Genomic DNA, 25,049 nt, shown 5'->3' with positions numbered 1-25,049 from the left:
TTTTCAAAAAATGACAAAAATTAGTATTCTAGGTTGCGGTTGGTTGGGTTTGCCTTTGGCGAAAGCCTTACTTTCATATGGGTTTTCCGTGAAAGGTTCGACAACTTCTGATGAGAAATTAACAGTATTAAAAAATGCGGGAATAGTTCCTTTTTTAATTGCGCTTTCAGAAAATAAAGCCACTGGAAACATAGCCGATTTTCTGGAAAATTCTGAAATTCTGATTATCGATGTTCCGCCGAAACTTCGCGGCTCGGGGACCGAAAATTTTGTTTCCAAAATTAGAAATGTAATTCCGTTTATAGAAAAATCATCTGTCGAAAAAGTACTTTTCATCAGCTCAACATCGGTTTATAATGACGAAGAGATTTTTGTCACTGAAGAAACTATTGCAAAACCGGATACTGAAAGTGGCAAACAATTACTGGAAACAGAACAGCTTTTGCAAAACAACCGCAATTTCAAAACAACGGTATTGCGTTTTGGCGGCTTAATTGGTGAAGACCGTCATCCTGTAAAATTCTTGGCTGGCCGTGAGAATTTGGACAATCCTGATGCACCCGTTAACTTAATTCATCAGGACGATTGTATTGGAATAATTCTAAAAATTATTGAAACTGCGTCCTGGAATGAAACCTTCAATGCGGTTGCTCCATCACATCCTTCGCGAGAACAGTACTATACACAAAAAGCAAAGGATTTGAATTTGGCATTTCCAAAGTTTAATTCTGAACGAAATTCTGGTGGAAAAATAATTTTGAGTGCTCGCATTGAAACGGTTTTAAAGTATACTTTTGCGAAACCAAATTTGTAACGTGAGAACTAAAATTAAAAATGCTATTTCGTCGAAAGTTAATGCCATTGGATTACCTATTTTGGCATTGTGCTGGGTCAGTTTTTTTTGGGGAACCACTTGGATCGCTTCAAAAGAAGGCGTAAAACACATGCCTGCCTTGCAACTTGTCTCTATCAGACAATTTCTGGGAGGATTCATTTACATTTCCTATTTTTTGTTTAAAAAAACGCCTTGGCCGAAGGGGAAACAATGGAAAACAATTGTCATTCTAAGCATTCTTAACTTTGTTTTAAGCAACGGATTAAGCACTTGGGGCGTCAAGTATATCAGTAGTGGTTTAGGCGCAATAATTGGCGCGTGCGTCCCTTTATGGATTGTAATCATTACTTTTTTCAGAGGCGAACGCTTGTCCAGATTATCAGTTATGGGTTTGATTATCAGTTTTAGTGGCGTTTGCGTTATTTTTTACGACCATTTAAGTGATTTTTTGATTCCAGATTTCAGATTCGGAATAATTATTTCCGTAATTTCAACATTGACATGGGCTTTTGGAACGTTGTACACAAAGAAAAAAGCAGCAACTTTCAATCCTTATTTTAGCTTAGGAATACAAATGTTTTTGTCGAGTATTTTAGTTTTTGCGTATACCGGCGCAACTGGAATATCGGTAAGTTTAAGCGAAATTCCCGCGATTTCCTGGTGGTCTATCGGGTATTTAGTTGTTTTTGGCTCCATCCTTACTTTCATTGCCTTTATCTATGCACTTCAAAATCTTCCTGCTGAAATCAGCAGTGTTTATTCCTATATTAATCCTATTATTGCTGTGCTTCTGGGTGCATTTATCTTTGGCGAAACACTTAACACCGCAATAGCAATAGGTGGAAGCGTTACATTGTTTGGATTGTATCTGGTGAATTATTCATTGAGGAAATACCGGAAAATAAATTCGTGATAAATCAAAAAAGTCCCATCTGAAAGATTCAAATGGGACTTTTTTTATGCTTGAATATATTCTTACCAGATTCTAACTCTCTTTTCAGGTGCAATATACATGCCGTCATTTGCTTGAATATCGAATGCTTTATAGAAGGTATCTATATTTTGCAAAGGAACATAAGCACGGTACATTCCAGGAGAATGCGGGTCTGTTTTTACTTGGTTTTTCAACGCTTCATCACGCATCTTTGAACGCCAGATAGTCGACCAAGAAATGAAGAAACGTTGTTCCGGAGTATATCCGTCGATTAATCCTGGATTTCCGTTTTCTTTCAAGTACAATTGTAAACCATCGTAAGCGGCATTTACACCACCCAAATCTCCAATGTTTTCTCCCAATGTAAATTTACCATCTACAAAAGTTCCTGGCAATGGCTCCAAAGCGCTGTATTGAGCGGCCAATGCTCCTGTTAAAGCGGAGAATTGTTTCAAATCTTCAGCCGTCCACCAGTCTACTAAGTTTCCGTCAGCATTGTATCGGGAACCTGAATCGTCAAAACCATGTGAGATTTCATGACCAATAACTCCACCAATTCCGCCATAATTAACCGCTTCATCGGCTTGGTAATTGTAAAAAGGCGGTTGTAAAATCGCTGCCGGGAATACGATTTCGTTATTTGATGGGTTGTAGTAAGCGTTTACCGTTTGTGGTGACATTCCCCATTTTTCTTTATCCACAGGCTTGTTCAGCTCGGCTAAGTTTTCTTCAAAACGCCATTGAGACATATTTTTAGCGTTTTCAAAATAAGTTCCGCCTTCTTCCGGACTTTTAATCGTCAAGGCTGAATAATCTTTCCATTTGTCAGGATAACCAATTTTAATTCTTGATTTATGCAATTTAGCAAGCGCGCTCACCTTTGTTTCTGCTGACATCCAAGACAAATTATTGATTCTGTTTTCGAAAGCTAAGAAGATGTTTTTGATCATTTTTTCTGCTTTAGCTTTGGCCTCAGCAGGAAATTTTTTCTCAACATATAATTTTCCTAAAGCTTCACCTACAGCACCATTGATCGTTTGAAGTGCTCTTTCGTCACGTGGTCTTTGACTTACTGCACCCGTTAACGTTTTTCCGTAAAACTCAAAGTTGGCATTTTCAATTTCAGTTGACAATTGGCTTGAAGCCCTGTTCAACAAACTCCAACGCATGTAGGCTTTCCACTCGTCAACTTTGTTTTCTTTCAACATAGTTTCAAGCGCCACCATGTATTTAGGTTGTGATACAATAACGGTATCTACTTTTGTCAACCCTATTTTTGTAAAGTAATTATTCCAATTGATAGAAGGAGTTAATTTACTCAATTCAGCCAATGTCATTGGGTTGTAGGACTTACGACGGTCTCTGCGTTCTACTCTGTCTAATCTTGGTTTAGACATAGCAATTTCAAGAGCCAGGATTTTTTCAGCATTCATTTTAGCCACTGCTGGTTTATCCCCAAGGTATTGCAACATTTTAGCAACGTGTAAAACATATTTCGCACGCTTTTCTTTAGAATCGGCATCTTCAGAAACGTAATAATCTCTGTCTGGCAAACCTACGCCACCGGGACCTAAATTAATCACGTTTCTACTGCTGTTCTTTGCATCAGTTCCTACGCCAGCACCCATAAATCCGATGCCACCGATAGGTTCCATTTCAATCATTAATGTTTCTAAATCTTTGGCGTTTTTAACGGCATTAATTTTCTTCAAATACGGTTTCAACGGAGCAATTCCTAACTTGTTTCTTCCTATAGTGTCAAGAATAGATTTATATAAATTAATTGCTTTTCCTTGATCTGTATTCGATTTGTAACTTGGATTTGTTGCAGCTTCTTTTAGAATTGCCAAGGCATCCGCGTCAGTTCGTTGACGCAATTCGTCAAAACTACCCCAACGGGTTCTATCAGCAGGAATGGCAGTATTGTCTAACCAAGTTCCGTTTACGTAACGAAAGAAATCATTACTTGGTTTTACATTTTTATCCATATAATTCACATTGATTCCCGGTTCCTGAGCTGCAGGAGTGGTTTGCGCTTGACTCACCGCAAAGCCCATAATTGCGGGAATCACAAAAAGCAGTTGCTTATTGCTGTTTTTCTTCATTTTTTTTAATTATTAGTTAGTTTAACAAAGCTATTAATAAATTATTTGATATTTAGTTAAAATCAAATAATTACAAAAACATCTTTATTTGACTTCAATTTTTCTAAAAGGTTTAATCAGAAAAAATAATTTTATGTGCTTTATTTGGAAGGAATCTGCTTAAAATAAAACTCTGTTAATTTGAATTAAAAACAAATCCTGTTTTTGTATTTTTGCATCAAAATAGCACTATGTTAGAGTTTTTAAAAAAATACCGTCTCTTTTTTGTAGTTTTCTTTGTTCTTTCGGCAATTATTTTATCCTTATTTTATTCGGCTTTAAAGCCAAAAAAAACACTTCCCATTTTCAATCCCGCTGATGTAAATCCGGAATTAGTGGACAGCACCGTTCAGTACAAAAGCAAATATCACACGATTGCTGATTTTTCATTCATTAATCAAAATGGAAAAACCATTACCCAAAAAGATTACGAAGGCAAAATATATGTCGCTGATTTCTTCTTTACCACTTGCGGCTCCATTTGTCCAAAAATGACCACTAATTTATCCGATATTCAAAAAGCTTTTGCCAATAATCAAAAAGTGAAATTGTTGTCCTATACCGTTTTTCCAGAGACTGACAGTGTCCCCGTTTTGAAGGCTTACGCCAAAAAACACAATGTTGACGACAACAAATGGAACTTAGTGACAGGAGATAAAAAAGAGATTTACACGATGGCCAGAAAATCCTATTTAGCCGTGAAACTGGGAAAGCCAAGTGAACTTTACGATATGGTTCACACCGAAAATTTTGTTTTAGTAGATACTAAAAAAAGAGTTCGCGGCTTTTATGACGGAACCAACAAAGAGGACATGAAACGATTAATTGAAGACATCACTTTTTTGAGTAACGAATAAGAAGCATTTAAACGAATCCCAATTTTATAAAGATATTCGCTGTATTATCTGTTGGATTGATTTGTTATAATTGCAGTATAAATGTGATAATTATCATTTGTGTTTATATTTAAATGTGTATTTTTGCAATCTTAATTCAATCTAAATAAGTTTTGCAAACAACGATACATTCTCTCAAAAAAGGCGAACAAGCCATTATAAAAGACTTTGACATCGATACCGTTCCATTAAAATTATTGGAAATGGGTTGCTTACCCGGCAATCTGGTAGAATTACTTCAAATTGCTCCTTTTGGAGATCCTTTATATTTGAATATTAATGGTTCGCATGTAGCAATTCGGGTGGAGACTGCAAAAGAAATTGAGGTTGATATTATAAAAACCAACTTATGGTAAGCAAACAAAACATCAATGTTGCTTTAATCGGGAATCCGAATGTGGGCAAAACTTCCGTTTTTAATCAGCTAACCGGCCTGAATCAGCAAGTGGGGAATTATCCAGGAATCACCGTTGAAAAAAAGATAGGTTTTTGCAAATTACCCAATAATATTAAGGCTAATATTCTGGATTTACCCGGGACCTACAGCCTAAATGCCAGTTCGATTGATGAAAATGTGGTGATTGAATTATTACTGAACAAAAACGACAAATTATATCCTGATGTGGCTTTAGTAGTCACTGATGTGGAAAATTTAAAACGAAACTTACTCCTTTTTACCCAAATAAAAGACCTTGAAATTCCAACAATATTAGTCATCAACATGGCTGACAGAATGAAATTCAAAGGGATTACGCTGGATATACCCTATCTCGAGGAACACCTAAAAACTAAAATTGCTTTAATCAGTTCCAGAAAAGGATATGGAATTGATGAGTTGAAAAATTTGATTGTCAGCTATCGAACCATTTCAAGCGAACCTTGCCTGAATGCCTCTGTAATTGATCCGGATTATTTCAACAGTTTGCGCAAAGCATTCCCAAATCAATTGCTCTATAAATTATGGCTGGTGATTACACAAGACGTTAATTTCCTGAATTTAGAACGAAATGAAATCCGAAGTTCGTTTACAAAATCACACTCTGATTTAAAACGCCTTCAGCAAAAAGAAACCATAAAACGCTATCAGTTTATCAATGATGTACTGAAAGTAGGCTTAAAAATTGACTCCTCAGTTGCACGAGATTACCGTAGCAAACTCGACCGCGTGCTGACCCATAAAGTTTGGGGATACGTCATTTTCTTTTTGATTTTGTTTGTTATTTTCCAATCTATTTTCGAATGGTCTAAAATTCCAATGGATTTCATCGATGCTTCTTTTGCTTCGTTGAGTACGCTTGCTGCGGAAGAATTACCAGCCGGAGTTTTAACGAATTTAATTTCGCAGGGAATCATCCCGGGAATTGGAGGTATTTTGATATTTATTCCACAAATTGCATTTTTGTTTATGTTTATTTCCATTTTGGAAGAAAGCGGTTATATGAGCCGCGTGGTTTTCCTGATGGACAAAATCATGCGAAAATTTGGTTTATCGGGCAAAAGTGTGGTGCCGTTAATTTCTGGAACAGCTTGTGCAATTCCTGCAATTATGGCCTCCCGAAATATCGAAAACTGGAAAGAAAGATTAATTACGATTTTGGTAACGCCTTTTACAACTTGTTCCGCCAGATTACCTGTTTACGCTATCATTATTGCATTGGTAATTCCGGACAATCGTGTTTTCGGTTTTCTGAACATGCAGGGAATGACCTTGATGTTGTTGTATCTTTTGGGCTTTGGAATGGCTATTTTCTCCGCTTACATTTTGAACAAAATCCTAAAAATCAAAGGAAAGACATACTTTGTTGTCGAAATGCCCAATTATAAATTACCACTTTTCAAGAACGTGGGAATCAATGTAATTGAAAAAACAAAGGCTTTTATTTATGGCGCCGGAAAAATCATTTTGGCCATTTCCATCGTATTGTGGTTTTTAGCTTCTTACGGACCCGGAGAAAAATTCAATAATGCCGAAAAAATTGTCACTGAAAATACTATAAATAATCCGTTACCTACAGCCGAATTTGAAAATGCTGTCGCTTCGCAAAAATTGGAAAATTCCTATATTGGAATTATGGGAAAAGCCATTGAACCTGCCATTTCGCCTTTGGGTTACGACTGGAAAATAGGAATTGCGATTATCAGTTCCTTTGCTGCCAGAGAGGTTTTCGTGGGAACATTAGCCACGATTTACAGCGTTGGCGGGAGCGATAATGAAGTTACAATCAAAAACAAAATGGCTGCCGAAATCAATCCCGTTACCGGAGAAAAGATTTTCAACTTTGCATCCGGAATATCATTACTATTGTTTTATGCTTTTGCGATGCAATGCGCCAGTACCCTAGCAGTTACTAAAAAAGAAACCAACTCCTGGAAATGGCCAGCAGGTCAATTAATTTTTATGTCTGGATTTGCTTATGTAGTAGCATTGCTCGCATATCAAATTTTGAAGTAAAACATTCGACAAATGTTAAATTTTTAATTTTTGTTATTTTTAATTTGTCTAAATAACATTTCAGATTTATCTTTGCACCGTAGATTTAATCTAAATAAAGATAATATGAAAAATGCCTTTTCAATAGGACTATGTTTGCTTACTACAAGCTTATTTGCACAGGAAATAAATCCAACATTAAATGATACTGTTAAAACTTTGTTGCCTGTGATTGTAACTGGTAAAATTCAAAGTCCAGAGAGAATGCCAGAGGTAAAAGAAAACGTTTTGTTTTCAGGAAAGAAAAATGAGATATTAAAACTTTCTAACATCAACGGGAACTTTGCAACAAATAATACACGTGAAGTTTTTTCTAGAGTACCCGGTGTAAACATTTGGGAAAACGAGGGATCTGGAATACAAATCAATGTAGGTGTAAGAGGATTAAGCCCTAATAGAAGCTGGGAATTAAATACTAGACAAAACGGTTATGACATTTCATCGGATGTTTTTGGATATCCAGAAGCCTATTATAACCCGCCTCTTGAAGCAGTAGAAACCATTGAATTGATTAGAGGTGGCGCTTCATTGCAATTTGGACCACAGTTTGGCGGAATGCTAAACTATGTTTTAAAAAGAGAAACAAAGAAAAAATTTACTTTTGAAACACAAAATAGTGTGGGAAGTTACGGTTTAATGAGTTCCTACAACGCTATTGGTGGGACCTTAAAAAACTTTTCGTACTACGTATACAACCACTCTAGAAGTGCTGATGGATGGAGACAAAACGGAGAATATACCGTACGCAATACACACGCTTTCCTAGAGTACCGTTTTACCCCAAACACAAAAATCTCTGCAGAGTATACCAATATGGATTACGAGATGAAACAATCAGGAGGTTTAACTGATGCGCAATATGAACAAGACCCACAGCAATCCTCGCGCAATCGAAATTGGTTTGGAACACCTTGGAACGTTTTCTCGATTCAATTAGACACCAAGATCAATGAAAATTTAACATCCAACACCAAATTATTTGGTCTTATTGGAGAGCGCAATAGCGTTGGGTTTACTGCCACTCCAAACGTTCCAGACGCCATAAACCCAACAACGGATAACTATGCAAACCGACGAGTAGATCGAGATTTTTACGAAAACTTTGGGGCAGAAAATAGAAATATTTTTAAGTATAAACTAGGTTCAACCTCACATAACTTGGCTTTTGGAGCACGTGTATACCAAGCAACAACTATTCGTAAACAAAGCGGAAATGGTACCACAGGAAGTGATTTTGACTTATCTGTAAGTAATGATTACCCTAGAAACATAAAATTCAAAACCGAAAACATTGCTTTTTTTGCTGAAAATCAGTTTAGAATTACGGAAAAATTTAGTGCAACACCAGGTGTGCGTTTTGAACATATAACCTCAAGAGGTGCAGGCTTATTTGCAGTAAACAATGGAGTTACTGTAAATTTTGACGCCGATCCTATCGTACGAAATAAAGCTTTATTTGGATTAGGTTTAGAATATAAATTTGCAAGCACAAATGTGTATGCTAATGTATCTCAGGCCTACAGGCCGATACTTTTCTCTGATTTGACACCACCTGCAGTTACTGATGTGATTGATCCAAACTTAAAGGATGCAAGCGGATATAATGCTGATTTAGGATATAGAGGAAATATAAACAATTACATCAATTTTGACATTGGTTTATTTTACCTTGAATACAACAATCGTATTGGTGGAGTGAGACAGTTTACAAATAATGATCCATCCCAAGGTACTTTTTTATACAGAACTAATTTAGGAACAACAGTCAACAAAGGTATCGAGAGCTTTTTTAACATCAATATTACACGTTTTCTAGAAGTTGATAAGCAAATAGGGAATGTAGACTTTTTTGCATCGATGAGTTTTATTGATAGTCGCTACACCGATTTTGAGACTTTTACAACAGCAGGATCTACCCCAAATACAGTTATTACAAGCTCAAACCTTGACGGAAAAAGAGTAGAAAATGCTCCGCGTTACATTCATAACTTTGGTCTTTCATGGGGAAAAAACAACATATCAACTACCCTGCAATACCGCTTAACAGGAAAAATATTTACAGATGCGAACAATACTACAGCACCTTCTGCCAATGGAGTTACAGGATTGCTAGATAAATACAATGTATTTGACTTTTCATCAGAATATAAATTCTTAGAAAACTACAACATTAGAGCAGGAATTAATAATGTTTTTGACGAAGCTTACGCAACTAGAAGAGCTGGAGGTTATCCTGGTCCAGGAATTTTACCAGGAGAAGGAAGAACATTTTACATTTCTGTAGGAGCAAAATTCTAATTGATTATAAAATTACAGTAACATAATCTGAAGTAAAACTTTGGAATTAACTTTGGAATAATGGCGCAGTTGTAAAACATTGTCATTAGTTTAACGCAAAAAAGCAACCTTTTCGGGTTGCTTTTTCTTATTTTTACAATATGGATATTCAAGAAATTTTAGCTTTTGTAGCGCTCGGAATAGCACTGGCTTTTTTGATTAAAAAATTCTTCTTCAAAAAGAAAAAATCGGATAAAGATTGTGGCAGCGGCGATTGTGGCTGTAGCTAAAATTACTTTAGATAACCAATTTTCAGGTAATACTCTTCCGAATCAATCTTGCTTCCTTCTTTTGAATACGGCACCACACCAATACTTTTTATCTTCTTTTGTTTTTCAGGCAGATATTTAGAGAACCACTTTCTATTGTCTTCTTCGTTTGTCATCGAAAAAACAAAAATCGTATCTTCAATCAATTTTGAATCTTTGTACACCGAAACAACAGCACTTACTTCTCCCGCCCAAATACAAGTCACACCTTCAGGACAACGAGAATCAGAAACAACTGCTTTCAAAACCAGTTGAAATCCTCTTTGATTAGGAAATACTTTTTGCTTTATAGTTACGTATTTCACTTTTTGGGATTCTGTGCTTTGCGCCAAAGCTAAACTGCTAATCATCATAAAAAGGAATAGAACTGACTTTTTCACACGTTATGATTAAGGATTATTATATTCTTTTACAACCGCTAAATTACTATCCCAAAGCAACATCCAAAACCATCATCACAATAAATCCTCCAACGAATCCAAGCGTGGCAATATCGGTATTTTTATCCTGTTGTGTTTCCGGAATTACTTCTTCCACTACTACAAAAATCATTGCGCCTGCGGCAAAAGCCAAAGCATAAGGCAAAATTGGAGTAAAAAATGTCACTGCAAAAGCCCCTAAAACTGCGGCAACCGGCTCCACTAATGCTGAAGATTGGCCGTAAATAAAACTTTTCCATCGGCTCATTCCCATTCTGCGCAACGGCATGGCAACAGCAATTCCTTCCGGAAAATTCTGAATTCCAATACCAATTGCTAACGTAACAGCGCCCGCGATGGAAGCTTCCGGAATCCCGGCGGCTACTCCCCCAAAAAGAACTCCCACGGCCAATCCTTCCGGAATATTGTGCAGTGTAATTGCCGAAACCAGCAAAGTCGTGCGTTGCCAAGGCGATTTGATTCCTTCAGTAACTTTAAAATTGATGTGAAGATGCGGCAATACTTTATCGATTCCGAAAATGAAAAGCGCTCCCAAGAAAAAACCAAAAGCTGCTGGAATGACTTTTGCAAATCCTTCACCACCCGTCATTTCTATCGCTGGAGCCAATAAACTCCAAAAACTGGCCGCAACCATGACACCTCCGGTGAACCCGAGCATTCCGTCAAGAACCGTCCGATTCATTGTTTTAAACATAAAAACGAAAGAAGCTCCTAACGCGGTTAGAAACCAAGTGAACAAACTCGCATACAAAGCGGCTAATATTGGGTCGATACTTGTAAAGTAATCTACTATAGATTGAAACATAATTATTTGATATAAATATTACTGGCTATTTTATTTGAAACCGTTAATTCTTTGATCCCAACCCGAATTCGGAAAGAGGAATCAAAACTTTCCTTCTCTATAATTTCAATTTGGGAACCCAAAGCGATTTCCTGTTTGTCTAAATATTTTAAAAAATCAGAAGAAGTATCCTTGACACCCACACAAATCCCGATTTGGTTTTTTTCAAATTCCGAAAGCAATTGTTTTTCTACTTTTATAATTCTTCCATGTGCATCAGGAATAGGGTCTCCATGCGGATCTTCAGTAGGATTACCTAAAAAATCATCCAATTTATTGATGAGTTTTTCGGATTTGATGTGTTCCAATTGCTCCGCAATATCGTGTACCTCATCCCAGGAAAACTCTAATTTCTCCACGAGAAAACATTCCCAAAGACGGTGTTTTCTAACAATCATTTTCGCCGCTAATTTCCCTTTATCAGTAAGCGAAACGCCTTGGTATTTTACATAGTTGACTAAGTCTTTTTCGGAGAGTTTCTTGAGCATATCGGTAACGGATGATGCTTTGGTTTCCATTTTTTCAGCAATGGAATTGGTGCTGATATCAGCATCCGAAACCCAAGTAAGGTGGTAAATGGTCTTGAGATAATTTTCTTCTGAAAAGGTCATTTTCTGTTTTTTTGAATGTTTTTTCCACATAAGATATCATGTAGAAAAGAGTGATTGGAAACCAATTACAACAACAAATATAAACAAAAAAGTACACCAAAAATATATTTTTAGCCAAGTCTAAAATAAATCAATAAACTATAAACAGTTCGGACACAATCCGGAAAGCGTAAAATTAACGTCTTTCACCAAGTAGTTCGACGGTAATTTGAAGGTTGGTTCTACATTTTCTAGGCAAGTTACCAAGTGGCATTTCTCGCAACTAAAATGAATATGATTATGGGTGTGTACAACACCATCATGCAGGTGATGGCAACTCGCATACTTGATTGTTCCGTCTAAATTTACTGTTTTATGAATCACATCCTCAGCAACCAAGCGATCTAAAACCCTATAAATGGTAACGCGATCACAAATATTTTGGCTTAAAGCCTGAATTTCAGTATGCGATAAAGCAACTTTAGAATTTTTTATAATTTCTAAAATGGTCGTTTTGGCGGTTGTATTTCGAGTTGTTTTCATAATCCAATAAAAATTAAACGCAACATTGTTGCGTTATAAAATATATTTCTATATTTGCAACACAATTGCATTAAGCAAATATACAAGAAAATGAAGAAAACTACATCATTAAAAATGGATATTTTAGGGATTTCGAGTGCCGGATTATGCTTGCTCCATTGTTTAATTTTCCCTTTACTGTCTATACTTCCACTAGGGTTGTCGCACAATCCGTATGTCGATTTAGCTTTTGCTTCTATTGGGTTATGGGCGGTTTTAAACATTATAAAGAAAGCAAGTTTACTAGTTGCATTATTGCTTTTAACCTCAATTACCTAATACTATTGAGTGTGTTAATTGATATTTTTTTGGATTATCACACTAATTTATTAATTATTGGTGGCATAGGAATGATCCTAGGGCATTTGATAAACTACAGCAATCATAAAAACACGCACTAATGAAAAAATTACCCGTAACCGTTTTATCCGGTTTCCTAGGAGCCGGAAAAACTACTTTGCTAAATCATATCCTGCACAATAAAGAAGGTTTAAAAGTAGCTGTCATTGTCAATGATATGAGCGAGGTTAACATTGATGCCAATTTGGTAAAAGCAGAAAACACATTATCTCGCACAGAAGAACGACTAGTCGAAATGAGTAATGGTTGTATTTGTTGTACGTTGCGAGAAGATTTAATGGTCGAAGTCGAGAAATTAGCCAAAGAAAATCGCTTCGATTACTTGCTGATTGAAAGCTCCGGAATCAGCGAACCCATTCCTGTAGCTCAAACGTTTTCATTTATAAATGAAGAAGAAAACATTGATTTATCTCAATTTAGTTTTATTGATACGATGGTCACCGTGGTCGATGCCTTTAATTTCTTTAAAGATTTTGGCTCAGCCCAAACCCTTCAAGACCGAAAAGCATCCGATATTGAAAACGATAATCGTACAATTGTGAACCTTCTGGTCGATCAAGTGGAATTTGCCAACGTTGTTATTCTGAATAAAACTGATTTGGTTACCCAAAAAGAATTGGAAATCCTGAAAGCTTCGATCCAGAAACTGAATCCTGTGGCAACAATAATCACTTCGGTTCTAGGAAAAGTACCACCAAGCGCCATTTTAAACACTGGATTATTTAACTACGAAGAAGCCGAATCATCAGCTGGCTGGATGCAGGAACTCGAAGGAATTCATACGCCTGAAACCGAAGAATATGGAATTTCATCTTTTGTTTTTCGAGACGAACGCCCCTTGCACCCACAACGTTTTTGGCAATTCCTGACAAAGTATTTTCCCCAAAACATCATCAGAAGTAAAGGACTTTGCTGGATTGCTTCCAGACCGGAGCAAGCCATCAACTGGAGTCAGGCCGGAGGATCTATGAAGGCTGAAGGCGCAGGTGTATGGTGGGCCAGCATGTCGCTGGGAGAACGCATGACTTTTAACAATTTTGTCCAAAACCAAGACATTATTGAGGAACGATGGACCGCTAATTTTGGCGACCGCTTAAACGAAATCGTATTCATAGGCCTGCAAATGGAGGAAAATTTGATTCGGAAACAACTAGAAAATTGCCTTTGCACCGCCGATGAAATTATGGATTTGCAAGATGGTTTTTTCTCCAGCAAAGATGCTTTTCCTATTGCTAGAGCATATCAAAACGACAAAGAAATGGCCGTCTTAAATGAAATATAATGTTATAAATCCTGATCGTTTTGGTTAATTTTTGGGTAATCAAGCGGTTCATTGTCATGATGAACCGTTTTTTTTTACTCATAAATTAAAATTATTTTACATAAATCAAATATAATTTTTAGCTTTGTCTAAATTTAATTTAAGAACCGTGAAAAAGTTATATTATATATCTATTATTTTGATGTTTCACTTTGGCTACAGCCAAGAAAAAACAAGTCTTTCGGGCTTTGTTTCATCAGGAAAAAAAAGAGTTTCGGAAGCTCGTGTTTTTTTAATTGGAACAAAATACGCTACCCAAACCGATAGCTTAGGAAAGTACAGCATCGATACAATTGCTGAAGGAAGTTACAAATTACAAATTGTTGCAGAAGGTTTTCAAACTTTAAAAAAGAATATAACCGTCAAAAGTAATGAAAATAATATTCTGGATTTTGCACTTTCAAGTACCGAAAACCAACTTAACGAAGTCGTGGTTTCGGGAACATTGAAGGCGGTAAAAAGATTAGAAAGCGCCGTTCCGGTAGAAGTTTATTCTCCAATATTTTTCAAGAAAAATCCAACAGCCAGTATTTATGAAGCATTACAGAATGTAAATGGCGTACGGCCGCAGCTTAATTGTGGCGTTTGCAACACGGGCGATATTCATATTAATGGGCTTGAAGGTCCTTACACTTTGGTTCTAATCGACGGAATGCCAATTGTGAGTAGTTTATCCACGGTATATGGATTATCAGGAATTCCAAACTCACTGGTGGAACGAATTGAAATTGTAAAAGGCCCCGCTTCCTCCTTGTATGGTAGTGAAGCCGTGGGCGGTTTGATTAATATCATTACTAAAAATCCAACTAACGCTCCCCTATTTTCGGCAGATGTTTTTTCCACTTCTTGGTTGGAAACCAATGTTGATTTAGGAGTAAAACTTAATGTTGGCAAGAAAGCAACGGCACTTTTAGGTTTAAATTATTTCAGATACGATCAAAAAATAGACAACGATAACGATAATTTTACCGATGTTACCCTTTCGGATCGAATTTCCCTTTTTCAAAAATGGACTTTTGAAAGAAAAGAAAATCGATTGTTTACCATTGCCGCGCGGGGAGTTTATGAAGACCGTTTTGGCGGAGATGTGCGTTGGGAGAAAAAACACCGTGGCGGTGACGAAATCTATGGCGAAAGTATTTATACCAAACGAGCAGAATTGATTGGAAGTTATCAACTGCCGTTTCAGGAAAAACTGATGCTGTCTTTTTCAGGAAACGTACATTTTCAAGACAGTCGGTACGGCACGACGAGCTATATTGCGAATCAAAAAATTGGATTTCTACAATTGACTTGGGATAAAAAAATAGAAAATCATGATTTGCTTACCGGAATTGCCACGCGATACAATTATTACGATGACAATACGCCGGCAACTTCACAATTGGAAAACAATAACCCGGAAAAAACGTGGCTGCCGGGAATTTTTGTTCAAGACGAAATTACGTTTACTGAAAAACACAAGCTATTGCTGGGAATGCGTTACGATTACAACTCGTTTCACGGAAGCATCTTGACTCCACGAATCGCCTACAAATGGAAATTGAACGACAATAACATTGTTCGTTTGAATGCCGGAACAGGTTTTAGAGTGGTGAATTTATTTACCGAAGATCATGCTGCTTTGACTGGCGCCCGTGAAATTATAATTGCCAATAACCTAAAACCTGAACAATCCATCAATGCCAATTTAAACTATATCAAAAAAATAAATTTCGAAAACGGAACCTTTATTGGAATTGAAACTTCGTTTTTTCATACGCGATTCAGCAATAAGATAGTATCGGATTATGATACTAATCCCAACCAAATCATTTATGACAACATCAATGGCTATGCGATAAGCCAAGGAATCAGTACGAATATCGATTTCAATTTTCCAAATGGATTAAAGATTATTACTGGCGCTTCTTTGCTTGACAATAAAAACGTTGAAAATGGCCAAAAAGAAACTCCTTTTCTAACTGAAAAATTTACGGCAACCTGGAGTGTTTCGTATAAATTTCAAGCTATAGATCTGAATGTAGATTATACCGGAAATGTGTACAGCCCGATGCAATTGCCTCTTTTAAGTGCTCTAGATCCGCGTGCTCCGGAATCGCCTTGGTACAGTTTGCAAAACATTCAATTCACGTATTCCGGATTAAAAAAATTTGAATTCTATGCTGGAATTAAAAACCTATTGAACTTTTTACCCAAACAAAACAATCCATTTTTGATTGGAATGGCCAATGATCCTTTTGATAAAAATGTGACCTACGATACTAATGGTCAAGTGCTGGCAACACCTGAAAACCCTTATGGATTGACTTTTGATACGACTTATGTTTATGGACCTAACCAAGGAATCAGAAGCTTTTTCGGACTTCGTTATACCTTAAGATAATGAAAAAAAATCTTTATTTACTATTGTTATTATGCTGCGCAATTCCTGCTGGATTTGCACAGCTGCATTCGGTTTCATTCGAAGAAATAGACAGTTTACAAACAATCGAAAAGAGAAAAACGATTGTTTTCATTCAAACCGATTGGTGCCAATTTTGTCATGCGATGAAAAACACCACTTTCAAAAACGAGGAAATCATCAAGGAGCTCAACAAAACTGTTTATTTTGTTGATTTCAATGCCGAAGAAAAAAGAATGGTAATCTTCAACAAAACCACTTTTCAATTCAAACCCACAGGAAACAACTTCGGAACACATGAACTGGCAATCGCATTAGGAACAATAAATAAGCAACTGAATTTTCCTGTTTTATGTGTTTTGAATAGTGAAAACGAGATTGTTTTTCAGCACAACGGCTACTTAAAACCAAAAGAATTAAAGCTGATTTTAGCCAAACTAAAAGAATAAAATTGTCTATTTTTGGGGCAAATGTCAAATTTCCAAATGAAACACTACGATTATATTTTTACCGGCGCTGGATTATCGGCTTTGATGACCGTGTATAAAATGGTGCAATCTGGAAAATTTAAGAATAAAAGTATTTTGTTATTGGATGAAAACACTAAAAAAACCAACGACAGAACGTGGTGTTTTTGGAAAACCAGTGATTCGGTTTGGGAACAATCTATTTCCAAGAAATGGGATTCGGCTTTATTTGCCAATGAAGATTTTCGCAGGGATTTAGACTTGCAACCGTACGACTACAATATGGTCAAAGGGCTGGATTTTTACACGCAGGTATTTGAGTTGCTTTCGAAACAAGAAAACATCACCTTCGTGAACCAGAAAGTCTTAGAAATCGAAGAATCCGAAACTATAATTCTGGTAAAAACCGAAAGTGAATCTTTTTCGTGCTCGAAATTATTTAACAGCATTTACAACAAACACAAAGCGGAAAGTCAGACTAAATACCCCCTTTTACAACAGCATTTTATTGGTTGGTTTATCAAAAGCGAACAGCCCGTTTTCAATCCGGAGCAAGCAACTTTCATGGATTTTTCGGTGGAACAAAAAGGAAATACCCGTTTTATGTACGTGTTACCAACATCTAAAACTGAAGCATTACTGGAATACACCTTGTTTTCGCACCAGCATTTGAAAAAAGAAGAATATGAAAACGAAATCCAGCAATACATCAAAAAATTGGGGATAACGAATTATGAAATCGTCGAAAAAGAGCAAGGCAGTATTCCTATGACGTGTTATCCTTTTTGGAAAGCAAATACTAAAAACGTACTCAATATAGGAACTTCCGGCGGTTGGACAAAAGCGAGTACGGGTTACACTTTCAAAAATTCTGATAAAAAATCAAGTGAATTGGTTACCTTTCTGCAAAGGGAAACCGACTTCACAAAATTTCATAGAAAGACCAAATTCTGGTTTTACGATTTGCTTTTGTTAGACATTTTAGACCGAAAAAACGAGTTGGGTTCCAACATCTTTTCTTCAATGTTTAAAAAAGGAAATCCAACATTAATTTTTAAATTTCTGGACGAGGAAACTACTTTATACGAAGACATTCAAGTGATTTTAAAATGTCCAAAAATGCTATTTATAAAAGCTATTTTTCATGTGGCTTTCAAGGCAATAAAATAACAATCAAACTATAACAAAACTTTATAATTCAACTCCTGTTCTTGATTGTAAACTTTGTAACTTTGCAACTCAAAATTAATATTGATTTAAAATAAAAAGATATGTATCCAGAAGAAATGGTAAAACCAATGCAAGCGGAATTAACAACTGCAGGTTTTCAAGATTTACATAGTGCTGAAGCAGTAGAAAACGCAATGAAATTAGAAGGAACAACGCTTGTAGTTGTAAATTCGGTTTGTGGTTGTGCTGCTAGAAACGCACGTCCAGGAGCAAAAATGAGTTTAGATGGCGCTAAAAAACCAGACCATTTAATCACTGTTTTTGCAGGAGTTGACAAAGATGCAGTTGATGCTGCAAGACAACACATGTTCCCTTTTCCTCCATCATCGCCAAGTATGGCTTTGTTCAAAAACGGAGAATTAGTGCACATGTTAGAGCGTCACCACATTGAAGGTCGCCCAGCAGAATTGATTGCTGAAAACTTAAAAGACGCTTTCAACGAGTATTGTTAAGATTTACATTGCAGCATAAATTAACCCTTTCAGAGTATTACACTTTGAAAGGGTTTTTTATTTATAAACTTTAGATGATTGTTTTTTTGAGCTTTTTCCAGCTATTCGTTTCAATCTTTTTCCCCTCTAAAAAAGCGGATAAAAAAGGATTTCTCCCGAAGCTTCGGGACTATCTGGGCTAGAAGATGTTTTGTGCTAGAAAGAGGTGTATATTTGATGACAGTAAATAGTTAGGAGAATGTTAATCAAAAGCAATAAAACGAGAAAAAATAAATTATGAAGTATTACAAACAACTATTCTCAATTTCCATTACTCTCTTATTTTTGTCAAATAATGCATTTTCTCAAACAAGAAAAATAGTTCAAATTGACTCTGTAATGAAATGGTCAAACCAAATTGGAGTTTTTAACGGAAATGTACTTGTTTCAAAAAACAATAAAATATTATACAGCGCTTCATTCGGATTTACTGATGCAACAAAAACGAATAAATTAACTACCAATTATAAATTCAATATTGGCTCTATTACAAAAGAATTTAGTGCGGTTGCTTTATTGCAATTACAAGAACAAGGCAAATTAAAATTGACCGATAAGATTTCTAAATTTATTCCGGAATTACCAAAATGGGCAAATGAGGTTTCAATTATAGATTTATTGCAATATACAAGTGGGATACCTAATGTCAATTGGGGGGAAATTAAAAATGATAAAGATCTTTTTGATGGTTTAAAATCAATCAACTCACTTGATTTTAAACCAAGAACAAATTACGATTATAACAACAATAATATTTTTTTAAGACACTTTATTGTTGAACGATTAACTGGAATGTCTTATAAAAGTTACGTAGAAAAATTCATATTCAAACCTTGTAAAATGAATTCGTCTGTTATGACACCTTTTGAAAATGTAGAAAACATAGCTAAAGGATTTAATAATAATTTAGTTCCGGACAAATCCGACTTACCAATAACTGGTGGCACTTACTTAACAACCTTTGATTTACTGAAATTTGCAAATTGTCTTCATTCAAAAAAAATAATCAATAAAAAATCACTTTACGAAATAGGTCAACAATTTGATTTGTATGAAACTCAATCCGCTTTGGGACAAGCAAAATTTAAAGACGGAAATTTAATTGAGCATTTACATGATGGAAGATCTGGAAATTATGAAGCAATTTTAGTTTCTGATGTTGATGAAAAATTTACAATAATTCTATTAAACAACAACTTTAACGGAAAAGTTTTTGAAATATCATATGCGATTATAGCAATATTGAAAGACCAAAAATATAGCCTTCCAAAAAATTAATTGAAAAATAATCGATTCCCCCTACCTAGGGAATCCTTTCGTGTGGCTAGAAGCGATAATTACAATTTTAAAAAACTAAACCTTCTAAATTCCACAACTACCCTAGCCCAGATTACAGCGGCATCCTCTTGTTATAGCGACAGCGGAAACAAGAGATATAGCGGAAAGCTGGAAATAGCTCCAAGAAAATGAAACCATTAAGGGATTAAGGAAAATTAAGCGTCTATTGTAATGATTACGAACCTTACTTCCTTCAAAACTTTGCTCCTCTGAACCTTTTTCCATACTTTTGCAAAAAATATATTTCTCAACTTAAAACTGTTTATAGCATGCAACTGTATAACATATTAAGCGCAGAGGAAAGAGCCATCATGATTGATGATGCCGGAAAACAACGTCTTACGCTGTCTTTCTATGCTTATGCGCAAATCTCAAATCCAACACAATTTCGTAACGAATTATTTCTGGCGTGGAACTCTCTTGAAGTTCTGGGTCGAATTTATGTAGCCAGTGAGGGAATCAATGCCCAATTATCACTGCCTGCCGATAATTTCTATGCGTTCAAAGATTCGATTGAAGTCTATGATTTCATGAAAGGAATCCGATTGAATATAGCCGTAGAGCAAGACGATCACTCGTTTTTGAAACTGACGGTAAAAGTCCGTGACAAGATTGTGGCTGATGGTTTGGTAGATGAAACTTTTGATGTGACGAATATAGGAATTCATTTAAAAGCAAAGGAATTCAATGAACTTCTAGAAGATCCAAATACGATTGTGGTCGATATGCGAAATCATTACGAATCAGAAATTGGACATTTTACCAAAGCTATAAAACCTGATGTTGATACTTTTCGTGAAAGTTTACCAATCATAGAAGAACAACTTGCTGAACACAAACAAGACAAAAAAGTATTGATGTATTGCACCGGGGGAATCCGTTGCGAGAAAGCCAGTGCTTATTTCAAACACAAAGGTTTTGAAAATGTATACCAGCTTGAAGGTGGAATTATCGAATACACGCGCCAGGTAAAAGCCGAAGGATTAGAAAGTAAATTCATTGGAAAAAACTTCGTGTTTGATCACCGCTTGGGCGAAAGAATCACTGACGATATTGTTTCGCAATGCCATCAATGTGGCGCACCTTGCGATGTACATACCAATTGCGTGAACGAAGGTTGTCATTTGCTTTTTATCCAATGTGAATCTTGCAAAGAAAAAATGGAAGGTTGCTGTTCTGCTGAATGTGTGAGTGTGATTCATTTGCCGGAAGAAGAGCAAAAAGCCATTCGAAGAGGGATTAAAAACGGAAATAAGATTTTCAAAAAAGGAAAATCAGATGTTTTGACTTTCAAAAACAACGAAGAAACGCATGGTGTTTTTGTTGCTGAGAAACCATCCCGAAGTGTCGGGACTGCCGTTAAAAAAGAACCAAAAATTAAGAAAGTTTATATTGGAAAAGGAACGCATTTTTTTCCAAAACCAAGTATCGGTCAATTTTTAATTGAAGAAAACGAAATAAAAATTGGCGATACGATTTTAATCAAAGGTTCCACAACCGGAGAACAAAAAGTAGTAATCGAAGAAATGCTGGTGAACGATTTAGCTCAAGAAAAAGCAGTTTCTGGAGATACTTGCACGTTCAAATTACCATTCCGAATTCGACTATCTGATAAATTATATAAAGTTTTAGACTAATTTATCATGATATCGAATAACAAAATAGAACTTATGGCTCCCGCCGGGAACTTTGAGTCGCTTCAAGCCGGATTAGATAATGGTGCGGATTCTATTTACTTTGGCGTAGAGCAATTGAACATGCGCGCTAGAGCCACCGTGAATTTCACCATGGACGATTTGCCGGAAATAGCAAAACGCTGCGAAGCGAAGAATGTTCGAAGTTACTTGACCTTAAACACTATAATTTACGACCACGATTTATCCGTCGTAAAGACCCTACTGAACAAAGCCAAAGAAGCGAATATCACTGCAGTTATCGCTTCTGATCAAGCGGTCATCGCTATAGCAAGAGGCATTGGGATGGAAATTCATATTTCGACTCAACTGAATGTGACCAACATTGAAACCATAAAATTCTACAGTTTATTTGCAGACACGATGGTTTTAAGTCGGGAATTGAGTTTACGTCAAGTAAAAAGCATCACCGCTCAAATCGAAAAAGAACAAATTAAAGGTCCAAACGGAAACTTGGTGGAGATTGAAATTTTTGGTCATGGCGCTTTGTGTATGGCAGTTTCAGGAAAATGCTACTTGAGTTTACATTCTAATAATTCCTCGGCAAATCGTGGTGCGTGCAAACAAAATTGCCGCAAAAAATACACGGTAATTGACCAGGAAACTGGTTTTGAAATCGAAGTCGATAACGAATATTTAATGTCTCCAAAAGATTTATGCACTTTAGATTTTCTGGACCAAGTCATTGATTCCGGTATTAAGGTGTTGAAAATTGAAGGCCGTCGCCGTGCTCCTGAATATGTCGCCACCGTGATCAAAACCTATCGGGAGGCGATTGACAGTTATTATGAAGGTTCGTTTTCTAAAGAAAAAGTAGTGGATTGGATGGAAGCGTTAAACACCGTTTACAATCGCGGTTTTTGGTCCGGTTATTATCTCGGACAAGAATTGGGAGAATGGAGTGATGTTTCCGGATCGATGGCTACACAGAAAAAAGTCTATGTGGGAAAAGGAACCCATTATTTCCCGAAAGCCAACATTGGTCAATTCAAAATTGAAGCGTACGACATCAAAATTGGAGATAAAATTCTGGTAACAGGACCAAGCACCGGAGCGCAGGAAATGATTATCGACGAAATGTTTGTCAATGATATTACGGCTGACAAAGCCACCAAAGGCGATGATTGTACTTTAAAATTACCTTTCAGAATTAGAATGTCGGACAAATTATATAAAATTGTGGAAGCCTAATGGTTATTGTTACTTTACAAAGAGACAAATGTATTGGCTGTAATTATTGCGTTGAAATGGCGCCGGTTCAATTTCAAATGTCTAAGAAAGACGGAAAATCAGTTTTGATTCATTCGCAAAATGCCAAAGGCTTTTTTACTTTAAAATCGCACGACCACTCCATTGTTGAAAGTTGCGAATTGGCAGCAAAAGCATGTCCGGTGAAAATAATTTCGGTGAAAGAAACTTAAGCTTTTAATTAAAGATAGATTTATATTTAACCCATTACAATTTTATTTGTAGTGGGTTTTTTTATTAAAAATTTATGATTTATTGGTTCTTTTATGCGTTGTGCCGTAAAATTAAAAAATACTATCTTTACACATTAAACGTTTTAAGAACTTAAGTTGTGCTCGTCGCAACACTACATATAAGATTATGGCATGTACAAGTTGTTCAACTTCTGATGGTGGCGCACCTAAAGGTTGTAAAAATAATGGGACTTGCGGCACCGATAGCTGCAACAAATTAACGGTTTTCGATTGGCTTTCTAATATGAGTTTACCCAATGGCGACGCCCCTTTTGACTGTGTAGAAGTACGTTTCAAAAACGGAAGAAAAGAATTTTACCGCAATACCGAGAAATTAACGTTAAGCATGGGCGACATTGTTGCTACTGTTGCTTCTCCGGGTCATGATATAGGAATTGTTACTTTGACGGGAGAATTAGTTAAAATTCAAATGAAGAAAAAAGGAGCCAATCCTGCAAGCAATGAAATTCCGAAAATATATAGAAAAGCATCTCAAAAAGATATTGATATTTGGTCCGCAGCAAGAGATCGTGAAGAGCCAATGAAGGTACGCGCACGAGAACTGGCAATTGCTCAAAAACTGGAAATGAAAATTTCAGATATTGAATTTCAAGGTGATGGATCTAAAGCTACGTTTTATTACACAGCAAATGACCGTATTGACTTTCGAGCATTAATTAAAGATTTTGCTAAAGAATTCAGCACTCGTATCGAGATGAAACAAGTTGGTTTCCGTCAGGAAGCAGCTCGTTTAGGCGGAATTGGTTCTTGCGGAAGAGAACTTTGTTGTTCTACTTGGTTGACGGATTTTAGAAGTGTAAATACTTCTGCGGCACGTTACCAACAACTGTCTTTGAATCCACAAAAACTGGCAGGACAATGCGGAAAATTAAAATGCTGCTTGAACTATGAGTTGGATACCTACATGGATGCGTTGAAAGATTTTCCGGATTTCGAAACAAAATTGGTAACCGAAAAAGGAGATGCCATTTGCCAAAAACAAGATATTTTTAAGGGTTTGATGTGGTTTGCTTATACTAATAATTTCGCCAACTGGCATGTTCTAAAAATTGATCAGGTCAAAGAAATTGTTGCTGAAAACAAATTAAAAAACAAAGTTTCATCGTTAGAAGATTATGCTATCGAGCTGATTGTTGAGCCGGAGAAAAACTTCAATAATGCAATGGGTCAGGAAAGTTTAACTCGTTTTGATCAACCCAAAGCAAAGAAAAAACCAAACAAAAAACGCAAACCTGCGGGAGAAAATGTAATTGTGGCTAACAATAATAAGCCTGCAAATAACAATAAACTTGCAAACAATAACAATAACAACAATAAACCTGCAACCAATAACCGTCACGCTCCCGCAGAAAAAAAACCTGCAGAGCCAAGAAAACCAATAATTATTACTAAAAATGTGGATAAAAAATAGCGCTTTACTTCTTTTGGTTGTGATTCTCTTTTCTTCATGTGATAAAAAAAGAGTTTTTGATGAATATAAATCTGTTGGTAATGCTTGGCACAAAGACAGTATTGTAACGTTTAACTTACCAGAATTAGATTCCACAAAACGATACAATCTATTTGTGAATTTGCGAGCCAATAACAATTATCAATTCAATAATCTGTTTTTAATTGTGGCATTAGAATTACCAACTGGTTTTACAAAAGTGGACACCCTTGAATACCAAATGGCCGATACGGACGGAACACTTTTAGGAAATGGTTTCTCAGATTTAAAAGAAAGCAAGCTCTTTTACAAAGAAAATGTAAGATTCAAATCAAAATACAAAGTCCACATCAAACAGGCCGTTAGAGAAAACGGCAAAGTTCCTGGCGTAACAGCTTTAAATGGAATTACAGAGGTAGGTTTTAGAATAGAAAAAAAAGAATAAAATAGT

The 25,049-nt window shown here is 36.1% G+C and carries 24 protein-coding genes; 19 read left to right on the top strand and 5 right to left on the bottom strand.

The features are described from left to right. Positions 1–10 precede the first annotated feature (10 nt). Both AC0J6S_RS05115 and AC0J6S_RS05110 read left to right on the top strand, forming a co-directional pair. The gene (locus AC0J6S_RS05115) at positions 11–814 is read left to right on the top strand and encodes an SDR family oxidoreductase (protein WP_474955734.1); all 804 of its coding nucleotides are present in this window, start codon (positions 11–13) and stop codon (positions 812–814) included. A gap of 1 nt (position 815) precedes the next feature. Next, on the top strand, positions 816–1,748 hold the full coding sequence (locus AC0J6S_RS05110; protein ID WP_474955733.1) for a DMT family transporter: 933 nt from the start codon (positions 816–818) through the stop codon (positions 1,746–1,748). A 62-nt stretch (positions 1,749–1,810) separates the two neighbouring features. Here AC0J6S_RS05110 and AC0J6S_RS05105 read toward each other — a convergent pair whose 3' ends face one another. Next, positions 1,811–3,874, bottom strand: a complete 2,064-nt coding sequence (locus tag AC0J6S_RS05105) for a M13 family metallopeptidase (RefSeq protein ID WP_474955732.1) — start codon at positions 3,872–3,874, stop codon at positions 1,811–1,813. Positions 3,875–4,104: 230 nt separating this feature from the next. Here AC0J6S_RS05105 and AC0J6S_RS05100 point away from each other — a divergent pair, with 230 nt between their 5' ends. The 5 genes from AC0J6S_RS05100 to AC0J6S_RS05080 all read left to right on the top strand — a co-directional run bounded on the left by AC0J6S_RS05100 (position 4,105) and on the right by AC0J6S_RS05080 (position 9,867). Then, complete coding sequence (locus AC0J6S_RS05100; RefSeq protein WP_474955731.1) at positions 4,105–4,770, top strand: SCO family protein; 666 nt, start codon at positions 4,105–4,107, stop codon at positions 4,768–4,770. A 152-nt stretch (positions 4,771–4,922) separates the two neighbouring features. Beyond that, positions 4,923–5,165 (top strand): FeoA family protein, encoded by a 243-nt coding sequence (locus AC0J6S_RS05095; protein ID WP_131907889.1) that lies wholly within the window; start codon positions 4,923–4,925, stop codon positions 5,163–5,165. Beyond that, positions 5,159–7,261 carry a ferrous iron transport protein B gene (gene feoB, locus AC0J6S_RS05090; protein ID WP_474955730.1) on the top strand — a complete coding sequence of 701 codons (2,103 nt, stop codon included), beginning with the start codon at positions 5,159–5,161 and terminating at the stop codon, positions 7,259–7,261. Before AC0J6S_RS05095 ends, feoB begins: the two co-directional genes overlap by 7 nt. Before the next feature lie 105 nt (positions 7,262–7,366). Beyond that, positions 7,367–9,598: a TonB-dependent receptor family protein gene (locus AC0J6S_RS05085; protein ID WP_474955729.1), complete on the top strand. Its 2,232-nt coding sequence runs from the start codon at positions 7,367–7,369 to the stop codon at positions 9,596–9,598. Between the two features lie 140 nt (positions 9,599–9,738). After that, positions 9,739–9,867 (top strand): FeoB-associated Cys-rich membrane protein, encoded by a 129-nt coding sequence (locus AC0J6S_RS05080; protein ID WP_474955728.1) that lies wholly within the window; start codon positions 9,739–9,741, stop codon positions 9,865–9,867. A gap of 2 nt (positions 9,868–9,869) precedes the next feature. Here AC0J6S_RS05080 and AC0J6S_RS05075 read toward each other — a convergent pair whose 3' ends face one another. The 4 genes from AC0J6S_RS05075 to AC0J6S_RS05060 form a co-directional block, all read right to left on the bottom strand. Continuing rightward, positions 9,870–10,286, bottom strand: coding sequence for a hypothetical protein (locus tag AC0J6S_RS05075; protein WP_474955727.1), 417 nt, complete (start codon positions 10,284–10,286; stop codon positions 9,870–9,872). Between the two features lie 46 nt (positions 10,287–10,332). Continuing rightward, a complete protein-coding gene (locus tag AC0J6S_RS05070) occupies positions 10,333–11,151 on the bottom strand; it encodes a ZIP family metal transporter (protein ID WP_474955726.1) in 819 nt (272 codons plus the stop codon). 2 nt (positions 11,152–11,153) lie between these two features. After that, entirely contained in the window at positions 11,154–11,801 is a 648-nt protein-coding gene (locus AC0J6S_RS05065; RefSeq protein ID WP_474955725.1) for a metal-dependent transcriptional regulator, read from the bottom strand. Positions 11,802–11,939: 138 nt separating this feature from the next. Beyond that, the gene (locus tag AC0J6S_RS05060) at positions 11,940–12,323 is read right to left on the bottom strand and encodes a Fur family transcriptional regulator (RefSeq protein ID WP_474955724.1); all 384 of its coding nucleotides are present in this window, start codon (positions 12,321–12,323) and stop codon (positions 11,940–11,942) included. A gap of 90 nt (positions 12,324–12,413) precedes the next feature. Here AC0J6S_RS05060 and AC0J6S_RS05055 point away from each other — a divergent pair, with 90 nt between their 5' ends. The 12 genes from AC0J6S_RS05055 (at position 12,414) to AC0J6S_RS05000 (ending at position 25,043) form a co-directional block, all read left to right on the top strand. Continuing rightward, positions 12,414–12,641, top strand: coding sequence for a hypothetical protein (locus tag AC0J6S_RS05055; protein WP_474955723.1), 228 nt, complete (start codon positions 12,414–12,416; stop codon positions 12,639–12,641). Between the two features lie 121 nt (positions 12,642–12,762). Next, positions 12,763–14,004: a GTP-binding protein gene (locus tag AC0J6S_RS05050; protein WP_474955722.1), complete on the top strand. Its 1,242-nt coding sequence runs from the start codon at positions 12,763–12,765 to the stop codon at positions 14,002–14,004. A 181-nt stretch (positions 14,005–14,185) separates the two neighbouring features. Next, a complete protein-coding gene (locus AC0J6S_RS05045; RefSeq protein WP_474956326.1) occupies positions 14,186–16,429 on the top strand; it encodes a TonB-dependent receptor in 2,244 nt (747 codons plus the stop codon). Then, complete coding sequence (locus AC0J6S_RS05040; RefSeq protein ID WP_474955721.1) at positions 16,429–16,896, top strand: thioredoxin family protein; 468 nt, start codon at positions 16,429–16,431, stop codon at positions 16,894–16,896. Before AC0J6S_RS05045 ends, AC0J6S_RS05040 begins: the two co-directional genes overlap by 1 nt. 36 nt (positions 16,897–16,932) lie before the next feature. Then, the gene (locus AC0J6S_RS05035) at positions 16,933–18,084 is read left to right on the top strand and encodes a lycopene cyclase family protein (RefSeq protein ID WP_474955720.1); all 1,152 of its coding nucleotides are present in this window, start codon (positions 16,933–16,935) and stop codon (positions 18,082–18,084) included. A gap of 101 nt (positions 18,085–18,185) precedes the next feature. Continuing rightward, entirely contained in the window at positions 18,186–18,596 is a 411-nt protein-coding gene (locus tag AC0J6S_RS05030) for a BrxA/BrxB family bacilliredoxin (protein ID WP_131907898.1), read from the top strand. 378 nt (positions 18,597–18,974) lie between these two features. Next, entirely contained in the window at positions 18,975–19,913 is a 939-nt protein-coding gene (locus tag AC0J6S_RS05025) for a serine hydrolase domain-containing protein (RefSeq protein ID WP_474955719.1), read from the top strand. 329 nt (positions 19,914–20,242) lie between these two features. After that, a complete protein-coding gene (gene trhO / locus AC0J6S_RS05020; RefSeq protein WP_474955718.1) occupies positions 20,243–21,610 on the top strand; it encodes an oxygen-dependent tRNA uridine(34) hydroxylase TrhO in 1,368 nt (455 codons plus the stop codon). 6 nt (positions 21,611–21,616) lie between these two features. After that, positions 21,617–22,858 (top strand): peptidase U32 family protein, encoded by a 1,242-nt coding sequence (locus AC0J6S_RS05015; protein WP_474955717.1) that lies wholly within the window; start codon positions 21,617–21,619, stop codon positions 22,856–22,858. Continuing rightward, entirely contained in the window at positions 22,858–23,088 is a 231-nt protein-coding gene (locus AC0J6S_RS05010; RefSeq protein ID WP_113664630.1) for a ferredoxin, read from the top strand. Before AC0J6S_RS05015 ends, AC0J6S_RS05010 begins: the two co-directional genes overlap by 1 nt. A gap of 187 nt (positions 23,089–23,275) precedes the next feature. Further along, complete coding sequence (locus AC0J6S_RS05005) at positions 23,276–24,580, top strand: PSP1 domain-containing protein (protein ID WP_474955716.1); 1,305 nt, start codon at positions 23,276–23,278, stop codon at positions 24,578–24,580. Beyond that, on the top strand, positions 24,564–25,043 hold the full coding sequence (locus AC0J6S_RS05000) for a gliding motility lipoprotein GldH (RefSeq protein ID WP_474955715.1): 480 nt from the start codon (positions 24,564–24,566) through the stop codon (positions 25,041–25,043). Before AC0J6S_RS05005 ends, AC0J6S_RS05000 begins: the two co-directional genes overlap by 17 nt. The last annotated feature ends 6 nt before the right edge of the window (positions 25,044–25,049 follow it).

Source organism: Flavobacterium sp. TS_SC_5, assembly GCF_056156265.1.
This window is presented reverse-complemented; position numbering and strand designations above follow the sequence as displayed.